Source organism: Cyanobium sp. LEGE 06113 (genome assembly GCF_015207615.1).
Window position 1 is genome coordinate 460,459 of the sequence record NZ_JADEWM010000001.1, and the last position, 10,879, is coordinate 471,337.

Sequence of the window (10,879 nt, forward strand, 5' to 3'; positions counted from 1 at the left end):
CCATGCGGCGGATCATCAACATGCAACTCACCAGGAGCAGTAAAGATCCAATGGAGTGCCACTGTTACGAATATTCGGGCCCATGGTAATCCTATGTGGCTGATGAGTTGGGGCGCTCTACAGCCATGCCCCAGTAGAACTGGGCATACTTGCTAAACGACATTAGCTTTCCGGTGCTGTCTGCCAACCAGAAACCAGAAGAGGTCTTGCCGGAGAACCACTCGGCAGCAGACATTAAGCCACGGGGGTGCCATCTCTGTAGATGCTACGGACACATCAAGATGGCCGGGCTGGTCAAGTTTGGCCATGTCAGCCCTGCTGGTGCCGGGGATTTACCCCAGCCCCAGCCCCCAAGGAAGCGCGCTGCTAGGAAAGAAATGTAATTCCTTCACGAAAAAGGATACAGCTAAAACCTCCTGAAAACCATTGCCAGACTAACGTGACCACCACCATTGGTTCAGTTCCCATGAGTTCTAGGAGGGCACACACGCCAGGAACACACTATCAGGCAGGCTATTGAGCATATTCTAAAGTTTGGGGAACACGTTGAGTTGAACTCTACTCACGCTAGACTCTTACTACCAACTCAGTAATTAGTCTTTGGAACGATTCCGATGCACGACGCCATCCCCCAGGAATTCAACGCAAGACAGTATCGAAAGCACAATCCAGACTTGCCAGACCTCAGAACAAAGGCACTTAGGCAACATTGGCAAGATCATGGTCTAGCCGCCAACAGAATTGCAAGCGAAATCAGCAATCGGATGCAATTCATGGACAAGTCCCTTGGCCACTGCCAAAGGATGCTTGAAATCGGGCCATTTGATAAGCCATCGCTTGAAAGGTTTAGAAAGCCTGGAGTAGAGATTGAATACGCCGACTACTTTACTACCGACGAACTTCGAACTCGTGCAAGTCACGCTCTAAACAGGAATCCCGACAAAGTTCCCCACATCGACTATTGCCTGGCGAATGGCTTTTCTCAGATTACCAGCAAATATGAAGCCATAATCTCTCATCACTGTGTAGAGCATCAACCCGACTTAATAGCACATTTCATCAATGTACTTTCAGCCTTAGAGGACTCCGGGCACTACGCATTTACTGCACCACATAAATTATATTGCTTCGATCACTTTATTCCAGAATCGACTTATCTTGAAGTCATAGTTGCCCATCTAGAGCACAGGTCAAGACCTAGCTTGCGTTCAGTACTTGAAACGAGATGCTTCAGCCGTCACCAGTATCAAGAAGCGCTCAACCCCTTCAGAAATGCTACAACGGCCATGAGAAGGTGCATTGATGCAGCTATGAACGAATACGCCTCCAAGCCCTATGTTGATGTACATTGTTGGCAATTTACCCCGGCATCACTAAAGAACATCGTATTGAACCTCTCCATACTAGGATATTTACCTCAGTTGAACGTTAGAGTATTCTGTCTGGGCGCCGAGTTTGGATGTATTCTATCAAAAGCATGATATTTTCGAGCCAGAGTACCTCGCTCTAAGTCAGAGTCTCTTCGAAACTCTGCAAGCATCCTAGTCAAATAGTCTATGACAGGAACTTCTAGGGCTGATATTGAGTCACCGCCTAATCATTCTTCTTAGCCTGCGAGTCTTTTCTCTTATGGGCTGACTTGAAGGCTGCAGATGCTGAGCAAGCTTCATCAGTCTGAAAGCAACACGAACCCCAAGTGACTCTTTTTCCAAGATCTTATTTGCTGTCTTCATGAGAAAACTTGATCTCTTTGCCCGCCAAGCGCGATCTTCACTTTGACTCAGCTCAGAAATAGCACCCTTAATGATGGCAACCTGAGAATCATCGAGGGGAGAGATCAAATTCGATTCTATCTCAACATCGTTGGTGACTACAAGTGGGGAAGACAGAGGCAATCTTCGATTAATCGCATGGATGATCGGTTTCATTTCATCAGCAATCTTCTTGCTTGACGAAGCCGATGGCAATAAAGGGTCAGAATCAATATCTGGGAGTGAGTTAACCAATGCATCTGATAGCTTGGTGCCCGCGAACTTGCCATAGAGTCGATTGACAAGAACGAGAGCCTGCAACTCTGAAACAGACATCGACCGGTTTACTCTCATACTTGTAAATCTATGAGTATCGACTAAAGTATCTATGCCAATGATTTCAGAGATTCTTCGGGTAATTGCATAGCCTAAATTCGAAAAGTTTAATAGAGAAAAGGAAATCTCCTTGCTCTCGAGCTGTTCAATAATCTCGAGAGCTCTGAAAGCATGCTTGCATCTATAGCTAGTGCGCTCTAGAAAGGCCTCGTATGAAATGAACAACCCATCACGCTTAACCAGTTGATGGTATTCAGATGAGAGCATGTCTCCTGGATTGCGGACAGCTAGAATCACGTGCAAGTTAAAGTTATCCTTACTATTGTCGAGAGCCGCGTACACACTATCCATATAGTGGAAAGCATTCTCACAGGAAAAAACATACTTATCGTAATTCTGGTTGTTCCTCACGGTCGCCAAGACCTGAGTGTCAAACCAATCATTCGTGTCACTCGGATCAATGTTGCCTGAACTTATCCGTGATCGGATCGCATTTGAAAAGCTGGGATGCTCTTTATACAGTATGCCTGCAGAAAGAAGCATCTTCTGAGATTGTGCCATCAATGCCTGGAACGCCGAGGTTCCGGTTTTGCCATGACCAATATGGAGGTAGATCTGCTTCATTATTGCATGAGTAGGTTATTAATCGGATTACGATCTAATCAAATACCGTTCAGTTCGGTTGGGACTCTTTCTCGCTACCAGTAGTGTTGGCTGAATATGAAAAGTGGTAAGCATTACTGGGGAGGCTTGTGCTTCGAGTGCGCAAATAGAGTCATGCAAGGTCCATTGGGATGATCCATTTGACAGGAATGTATATCTATGTCAAAACCATGATCGCTTAAGCGAGTTAGGATGTCGTCTTTCTGAACCCATATTGAATACTCTTGACCACCGCCACAGAAGGATTGATCTTTTTGTCCTTGACCATAGAATTGCTTAAATGCCGGGTAAGTTGTGCCACCTGCACTGAGTTCGATTTGGCTCCATCGATTAGGCCAAAGACTTGTCAATGACTCATCATAGAAATGAGTCCATATTCCCACAGATAGACATTTAGACAGGATGAGGTCAATTGTCTCCAAGGGATTTTTCATGTGATAGAGAACGCCACTGGCAGCAATAAAATTGAATAGAGGGGTGCTGGGATTCTTTAGATAAGGGATAAAATCACCGTAGAGCGCCTTGGCATGGAGATTGAATTCATTATAAATGATTAGTGTTTTTAGAAACGCCCTGGAATTGCTTTCAATTGAAGTAACATTCCAGCCTGCATTGGAGAACATGTAGGAATGTGCCCCCTCCAGCGGCCCCAGCTCGAGTGCATTAATTGATTCTGAGGTAAGCGAGCTGCCAAACAACTCATTTGTTTTCTTGATCCAGTAGTCTGCACGTGGGTCAGAAAAAAGCGGGGCTCTTCCACCATCTGGACAACCTGGTATGGCAGAGCTCCACTCGCCTTTAAAGATGCCAATTGTATTGGACAGAGATGGTGGCTGGTCCGTGTAGTGATCCAGAATCCTGTCTGACATGCCCCAAGGAGCAAAGATTGTGATCAGTATAGTAGAGAGCCTGCTTGAGGCCAGGATCCTGATGCTGGCTAAAGCTGTTATTCGTCAGCCCAGGCTGAAGCAGGCGCGTGCGCTGCCAACGCCGCCTGCAACCATAGGAGTCTAACAAAGGTACTCAATCTCTAGAAGGCTAGTCTTGTTTTCACCAATGAGACAGATGTGAGCCACTTTAGGTCCTAATGTCTACACTGGCCTCGTACTCAGGCCTGTTGGTTTGCCTTTGGGGCCTAGAGGGCTTTCCAGTCGTACACTTTTATCCGACACGCCGATCTTTTAGATAGCATATAAGAAGCAGTGGTCTTGCACGGTTCATGGACGTCTCCATGCAAGAAGGATCTTGAGCTTTAGGCCGTTTTCCTGATGCCCCGGCAGGAATAGACCGCTCCGAAGTCCGAGCTGATAATGGCTGACCCGAAGGGATTCTCCTCCTTCGGATTGAAAGGCACTTTCTCCTCTTCAATCGGATCAGGCAGGCTGCTTCCGAAAGCATCCAGCCGTAGGAGGTGCTCCCCGGCTGCGGCAATCCAGACCTCGGCCTCGCATTCCTTGAGAGCTTCTCAATGCCGACCCGGCAGCGCATCCCATAGGCCAAGCCATCTGCACAGTAATGGAACCACTACTTTGCCTTGGCGGCAACATACATCTCAGGATCTCTCTTGCCCTCTTTGTTCTTGGTGGAATGGAGGGCGCAGATGGCCTTCCATCAAGGATCGCCCGCTTCTTGACGTTATCGATCACCGACGTTGAAGCTCCCCCTGCCTCGTTGGCAACCCAGTGTCCCTTGGGACCTGCTCATTAGGGTCAATCCGCTCAAGCTTGTTGCAATGCCCCCCAACCCCCTGCTCGCCCTGCCGTTCGAGCCCCAGCTCGAAGGACTCGGGGCTGACTACTGGGACGTGGTGGAGGCAGCGCAGTTCCCGCGCACCCAGCTGCGCTTCCGCAACGACTCCCTGTTACACCAAATCGGCCTCAATCCTGCCAGCGTCTCCGACGCCGACATCGAGGCCGCCTACGGCCGCTTCGAGGCGCGCACACCCCTGCTGGCCCTGCGCTATCACGGCCATCAGTTCGGCACCTACAACCCCTTTCTGGGCGATGGCCGTGGCTTTCTCTATGGCCAGCTGCGCGACCGCCATGGCCAGCTGCAGGACCTGGGCACCAAGGGCAGCGGCACCACCCCCTGGAGCCGCGGCGGCGATGGCCGCCTCACCCTCAAGGGGGGCGTGCGGGAGGTGATCGCCGGCGAGGCGCTGCAGCGCCTGGGCGTGACCACCAGCCGCAGCCTCAGCCTGGTGGAAACAGGGGAGGATCTGTACCGGGGAGACGAGCCCTCCCCCACACGCAGCGCCGTGATGGTGCGCCTGGCCCGCACCCACCTGCGCTTCGGCAGCTGCGAGCGGATGCTCCATCAACGCCAGCCGCGACAGCTGGAGCGCCTACTGCAGCATGTGGTGATCACCTACTACCCCGAGGTGGCCGCAACCGAAGCGACTGGGGAGGCGCGGCTGCTGGCCTTTTACGGCGAGCTGGTGGAGCGCGTGGCCCGACTCAGCGCCGAGTGGATGGCCGCCGGCTTCACCCACGGGGTGCTCAACACAGACAACATGTCGCTGGCCGGGGAGAGCTTCGACTACGGCCCCTTCGCCTTCCTCGACCAGTTGGACCCGCGCTTCACGGCGGCCTACTTCGATCACGCCGGTCTCTACGCCTACGGCCAGCAACCGGCAGTCGCCCACCAGAACCTGCGCCTGCTGCAGGAGCCCCTGGTGATGCTGCTGCCCCGGGCCGAGCTGGAGGCCCGCCTGGAGCGCTTCGCGCCGGCCTTCGACCACCACTACCGCCAGCTGATGGCCAGGCGGCTGGGGCTGCCGCCGGCATGGCCGGGGGAAGGAGATGGCCTGGGGGAAGCCCCGGATCCCCTGCCTGCCACATTGCAACTGCTGGCGGCCTGGCCCGTGGGCTACGGATCCTTCTTCGCCGGGCTGGCGGCGCGGGTGGCAGAGGCAGGCCTGCCGAGTACACCCGATGAGCTGGGGCCCTTCCTGGCGGGGGCCCCGCAGCCGCCCCGGCAGCCTTGGCTGGCCTGGCGCGACGCCTGGTGGGCCTGCAGCCACCAGGCTGCCAACACCGAAGCCAACTCCCCAGACGCGGCCAGCGCGGCCAGCTCGATCGCTGATCGCCTGCAGCGCTGGAACCTGCCCGAAACCCCGGTGCGTCGAGTGATTGAGAGGCTCTGGGAGGCGATTGATCAGGCCGACGACTGGCAACCCTTCCACGACTGGCTGGCGCGCACTGTGGTGAAGGACGACTGATTCGAGTGGCTCTGAGCATGGGCATTCGGCCACAGCGCCCGGGCCGTGTGTCTGCTGCTACAGCTCAATCGGAGCATGTTGTCTACAAAATGAGGATAATTTTTCGTCCGACAACCACCCATCTGGCCATGACATCTGAACAGGCCGCCGAATTGATTGACCACACCCTCGATCAGGTGCATCAGCGCCTGCAGGATCTCCAGGATCAGTGCCTCAGCGAAGACCATCAGGCCCTGGCTGAGGAATTCCGCGAATGGCGCCATCCCACCGGTGGCCACATCGACCTGATGGTGTTTCCCGGCCTGGCCAATTCCTGATCCCCGTCCTGAAGCGAAGTCATGAAACCGATTCATGGGCGGGGCCTGCATCAACCTGTGGGCGGCCGTGGGACTTGGGGATCAGCCTGGCCGCCTGTCTGCAGCAGCCAGCGCCAGTAGAGCCAGCCGCCCAGGGGCCCGGCGGCGAGACCCACCACCAGGGATCCCAGCAACATGCGGCTCGCAAAAGCCCAGCCCAGCTGCCAGATCGCCTCACTGCGCAGGCTCTCCATGCCCGGCCAGCCCTGGCCCGGCCCCAGGAACACACTTCCCAGCTTGAAGTTGAGCCAATAGAGGGGCAGGTAGGTGAAGGGGTTGCTGATCCAGGTGCCCGCGGCGGCGAGCAGGTGGTTGCCCCGCACCAGGCTCGCCAGCGCCACCCCCAGCAGGGTCTGCAGCCCGAAGAACGGAAAGCAGCCGCAGAACACCCCCGCCGCCAGCCCCCTGGCCCGCTGACCGGGGCTGCCCTCCTGCTGCCACAGCCACTGGATCGCCCGCTGGATGGCACGCACCGCGGGGGCAAGCGGTTGAAACTGGGGTGGACGCAGCGCCATGGAACGGGGTGACAGGCGAGCTGGAGCTGGATGACGAAGCGATCACGGCCAGCGCCCAAGGCGGCGACACGATCGCAGCGGTCGCCACGGCGATCGCGCCTGGGCAGGGGAGTGTGGCGATCGTAAGAATCTCCGGCCCCCGGGCCGAGGCCATCGGCGCCCGGCTGTTCCGGGCGCCGGGTTCCCAGGTGTGGGACACCCATCGGGTGCTGTATGGCCACGTGGTGGATCCGGCCACGCAGGAACGGGTGGATGAGGCCCTGCTGCTGCTGATGCGGGCGCCGCGAAGCTTCACCCGCGAAACCGTGGTAGAGCTCCATTGCCATGGCGGCCTGGTGCCGGTGCAGCGGGTGCTGGAGCTGGTGCTGGCCGCCGGGGCCCGCCTGGCCCAGCCCGGGGAATTCAGCCAGCGGGCCTTTCTGAACGGCCGCCTCGATCTCACCCAGGCCGAGGCGGTGAGCGAGATGATCACGGCCCGCAGCCGCCGCGCCGCCCAGCTGGCCATGGCCGGCCTCGATGGCGGCCTGCAGCGCCGTATCGGCAGCCTGCGGGAGCGGCTGCTCGACCAGCTGGCCGAACTGGAAGCCCGGGTCGACTTCGAAGACGACCTCCCCCGCCTCGACGCCGCTGCCGTAGTGGCCGCCCTGGTGGCGGTGCAGCGGGAGCTGGAGGCCCTGGTGCTGGAGGCGCGTCAGGGCGCGGCCCTGCGGGAGGGCCTGCGGGTGGCGATCGTGGGGCGCCCCAATGTGGGCAAGAGCAGCCTGCTCAACCGCCTCAGCCACCGCGAGCGGGCGATCGTGACCGACCTGCCCGGCACCACCCGCGATCTGCTGGAGAGCGAGCTGGTGCTCGACGGCGTGCCGCTCACCCTGCTCGACACCGCCGGCATCCGGCCCACCGCCGACGCCGTGGAGCAGCTCGGCATCGCCCGCAGCCACGAGGCCCTGGCCAGCGCCGATGCGGTGCTTCTCCTGTTCGATCTCCAGGCCGGCTGGACCGAGGAGGACGCCGCCCTGCGGAACCTGGTGCCGGAGGGGGTGCCCCTGCTGCTGGTGGGCAACAAGGCGGATCTGATCGCCCCGGATCAGGCAGGGCCTCCTCCAGCCCAGTCCGAGTCGGTGGCGACAAGCCCCGATGGCGTGATCAGTGCGCTGACCGGCGCCGGCAGCGATGCCCTGGTGCAGCAGCTGCTGCGGCGCTGCGGGGCGGGCGATGGGCAGGGTCTCCAGGTGGCCCTCAACGCCCGTCAGCGCGATCTGGCCAGGGAGGCGGCGACTGCCCTGACGGGCAGCCTGGAGGCCGCCGAGCAGGGGCTGCCCTGGGATTTCTGGACCATCGACCTGCGCACGGCGGTGCGGGCCCTCGGTGCCATCACCGGCGAAGAGGTGAACGAGGCGGTGCTGGATCGGGTGTTCTCGCGCTTCTGCATCGGCAAGTGAGCCGGGCAGGCTGCCATGGTCCTGGAGGGTCCGCCCTCCTGCCGCGCTCGCTGCCATGCCACCGCTGAGCCCCCTGCAACTCGAGCCCCTGCTGCGCGCCTGGCTGGCGGAAGATCTGGGCCGCGGCGACCTCACGGCGCCCGCCCTAGCGGGGGCGCGGGGCCGGGCCCACTGGGTGGCCAGGCGCGCCGGGGTGTTCAGTGGCGGGGCGTTGGTGGAGCCCCTGTTCCGCCTGCTCGATGCCGAGCTGCAGGTGCGGCTACTGGTGGGTGATGGCGAGCGGATCCAGGCCGATCAGCGGTTGCTGGAGCTGGAGGGAGATGCCGCGGCCCTGGTGGCAGGCGAGCGCACGGCCCTGAACCTGGCGATGCGCCTGAGCGGCATCGCCACGGCCACCGCCGAGCTGGTGCAGCAGCTGGAGGGCAGCGGCGTGCGTCTGGCCGACACCCGCAAGACAACTCCAGGGCTGCGGCTGCTGGAGAAATACGCCGTGCGCTGTGGCGGCGGCCTCAACCACCGCTTCGGGCTCGACGACACCGCCATGCTCAAGGAGAACCACCTGGCCTGGGCGGGCGGGGTGGTGCCGGCCCTGCTGGCGGTGCGGGCTGCGGCCCCCTGGCCCGCCCGGGTGATCGTGGAAGCGGAGACCGCCGCCGAGGCCGAGCAGGCGATCCAGGCCGGCGCTGACGCCGTGCTGCTGGATGGCTTCAGCCCTGGTGCCCTGGCCGAGCTGGTGCCGGTCCTGCGCCGGCTGGCCACAGACCTGGGCCGGGCTGTGGTGCTGGAGGCCTCCGGGGTGGAGCCGGCCCAGTTGCGCGCCTGTGCGGCCAGCGGCGTGGACCTGATCTCCAGCAGCGCACCGATCACCCGCAGCCCCTGGCTCGACATCAGCATGCGCTTTGCGCAGCAGTGGATCTGAGCGGTCTTCGTCGCAATGAAGAATCCCGCAGGCTGCAGCCCGCCGCATGGCCGGATGCCCCAGGCCTTGCCAGAGTCCTGGGGCATCCGGCGTGGCGTGCTTTGTCTTCCCCAGGCCCTTCGGCCGCTCCCTCCCCAGGGGGATCAGCCCCTTACGGCCGCCCCCTGAGCCTGAGCTGCGCCGAGCCCGCCGCCTCGGGCGCGCTCTGTAGCACGGCCACCCTGGCAGCCCTGGCCGTGGCTGGGGGGCTGGCGCTTCCTGCTGCCGCCCTGGCGGGAGGAGCCGTGGAACGGGTGGCCCGCTCCGGGGAACTGGTGCTGGTCGGCCCCGCCGACGCGCCGCCCCTGCTGAGCGGCGGCAGCCAGGGCCAGCCCCAGGGCTACGCGGTGCTGCTGGGCGAGCGGATCGCCGCCGAGCTGGCCAGGGCCGTGGGCCGTCCCGTGAGGCTCCGGCTGGTCATGGAGCCCGACCTGGCCGCCACCGCCGCTCGGGTGACGGCCGGCACCGCCGACCTGGCCTGCGGCATTCCCTTCAGCTGGGAAGCCGACATGACCGCCGACTTCTCAATGCCCATCGGCGTGTCGGGCCTGCGCCTGCTGGCCCCGGCCGGCCGCTTCGACGGCAATCCCGCCGCCCTGACCGGCCGCCCGATCGGCGTGGTGCGCTCCACCCTGGCGGAGACGGAGCTCGAGGGGATGCAGCCCGAGGCCCGGCTGGTGCCGTTCGCCAACCTGTCCGAGGCCCTCGATGCCCTGGAGGCGAACCGGGTGGAGGGAGTGATCGGTGACACCAAGGTGCTCGCTGCCCTGGCCCGGGCCCGGGGACTCAAGGACCTGGCGCTGGTGCCCGACGAGCCCTTCGAGAGCTATGGGGTGGCCTGCCTGCTGCCGGAGAACGACTCCGCCTTCCGCAACCTGGTGGATCTGGCCATCGCCCGGCTGCTGCAGGGCTATGTGGACGGCAGGCCAGAAGACGTGGCCGCAGTGGATCGCTGGCTGGCGCCCGGCACCGGCCCCGGCGCTGCCCATGAGCAGGTCGATGAGATCTTCCAGGGGCTGTTGCTGGGCCGGGAGGCGATCAGGCCCCTGCCCGCGGCCGACGGCGATCAGCAGCCCGAACCCGGCAGCTGAAGCGGCCTCTGCTCCCCTTCCCGCCGTTCCTTTTTTCCGTCCGCGCGTCTCTTCGCAGCACCTGTCATGGCCTTTCTGACCCGCTCCCGCCTGTTCGGCCTGCTGCTGCTGGTGTCGTTGCCGCTCGACTGCGCAGCGGCCCTGGCCACCGCCGCCGCGCAGCAGGGATCGACCGCCAGCATCGAGGCGCGGATGCAGCGCATTGCAGCGGTGGTGCGGGACAGGGAGCAGCAGGCCGGCACCAACCTGGAAGGCCAGGATCGTGAGGAACTGGGGCCAGAGGCCGGGCCACCGGACGCCCTGGCCTACGTGTTCGTCAACGCCCCCACCGTGGGCTGGGGCAACGGCGGCTTCCGCAATGGCGGCTTCTACAACGGAGGCTTCCGCAACGGCGGCTTCTTCAATGGCGGCTTCCGCAACGGGGGGTTCCGCAACGGCGGCTTCCGCAATGGCGGTGGCTTCCGTAATGGCGGCTTCCGCAATGGGGGCGGCTTCAGGAATGGGGGCTTCCGCAACGGCGGTGGCTTCCGCAACTTCCGCTGAGCGAGGC

At 61.2% G+C, this 10,879-nt stretch carries 10 protein-coding genes; 7 read left to right on the top strand and 3 right to left on the bottom strand.

What is annotated here, in order from left to right; translation table 11 throughout:
• Nucleotides 1-614 precede the first annotated feature (614 nt).
• Entirely contained in the window at nt 615-1,481 is an 867-nt protein-coding gene (locus IQ220_RS02380) for a hypothetical protein (RefSeq protein WP_193913001.1), read from the top strand.
• Nucleotides 1,482-1,586: 105 nt separating this feature from the next.
• On the opposite strand, the gene IQ220_RS02385 is transcribed toward IQ220_RS02380, so the two are convergent.
• Nucleotides 1,587-2,711, bottom strand: a complete 1,125-nt coding sequence (locus tag IQ220_RS02385; protein WP_193912999.1) for a hypothetical protein — start codon at nt 2,709-2,711, stop codon at nt 1,587-1,589.
• Between the two features lie 113 nt (nt 2,712-2,824).
• Complete coding sequence (locus IQ220_RS02390; protein ID WP_193912997.1) at nt 2,825-3,619, bottom strand: class I SAM-dependent methyltransferase; 795 nt, start codon at nt 3,617-3,619, stop codon at nt 2,825-2,827.
• A gap of 863 nt (nt 3,620-4,482) precedes the next feature.
• On the opposite strand from IQ220_RS02390, the gene IQ220_RS02395 reads away from it, so the two are divergent.
• Together IQ220_RS02395 and IQ220_RS02400 are read left to right on the top strand one after the other, a co-directional pair.
• Nucleotides 4,483-5,970: a YdiU family protein gene (locus tag IQ220_RS02395; RefSeq protein ID WP_193912995.1), complete on the top strand. Its 1,488-nt coding sequence runs from the start codon at nt 4,483-4,485 to the stop codon at nt 5,968-5,970.
• 128 nt (nt 5,971-6,098) lie between these two features.
• The gene (locus IQ220_RS02400) at nt 6,099-6,287 is read left to right on the top strand and encodes a hypothetical protein (RefSeq protein ID WP_186698089.1); all 189 of its coding nucleotides are present in this window, start codon (nt 6,099-6,101) and stop codon (nt 6,285-6,287) included.
• Between the two features lie 50 nt (nt 6,288-6,337).
• Here IQ220_RS02400 and IQ220_RS02405 read toward each other — a convergent pair whose 3' ends face one another.
• Complete coding sequence (locus tag IQ220_RS02405) at nt 6,338-6,841, bottom strand: DUF2062 domain-containing protein (RefSeq protein ID WP_186698087.1); 504 nt, start codon at nt 6,839-6,841, stop codon at nt 6,338-6,340.
• An 8-nt stretch (nt 6,842-6,849) separates the two neighbouring features.
• Here IQ220_RS02405 and mnmE point away from each other — a divergent pair, with 8 nt between their 5' ends.
• The 4 genes from mnmE to grrA all read left to right on the top strand — a co-directional run bounded on the left by mnmE (nt 6,850) and on the right by grrA (nt 10,872).
• Nucleotides 6,850-8,280, top strand: coding sequence for a tRNA uridine-5-carboxymethylaminomethyl(34) synthesis GTPase MnmE (gene mnmE / locus IQ220_RS02410; protein ID WP_370566305.1), 1,431 nt, complete (start codon nt 6,850-6,852; stop codon nt 8,278-8,280).
• A 55-nt stretch (nt 8,281-8,335) separates the two neighbouring features.
• Nucleotides 8,336-9,199: a carboxylating nicotinate-nucleotide diphosphorylase gene (gene nadC / locus IQ220_RS02415; RefSeq protein WP_193912993.1), complete on the top strand. Its 864-nt coding sequence runs from the start codon at nt 8,336-8,338 to the stop codon at nt 9,197-9,199.
• 101 nt (nt 9,200-9,300) lie between these two features.
• Nucleotides 9,301-10,329 (top strand): extracellular substrate binding-like orphan protein GrrP, encoded by a 1,029-nt coding sequence (gene grrP, locus IQ220_RS02420; protein ID WP_228008801.1) that lies wholly within the window; start codon nt 9,301-9,303, stop codon nt 10,327-10,329.
• A 66-nt stretch (nt 10,330-10,395) separates the two neighbouring features.
• Complete coding sequence (gene grrA, locus IQ220_RS02425) at nt 10,396-10,872, top strand: GrrA/OscA1 family cyclophane-containing rSAM-modified RiPP (RefSeq protein WP_193912991.1); 477 nt, start codon at nt 10,396-10,398, stop codon at nt 10,870-10,872.
• Nucleotides 10,873-10,879 lie beyond the last annotated feature (7 nt).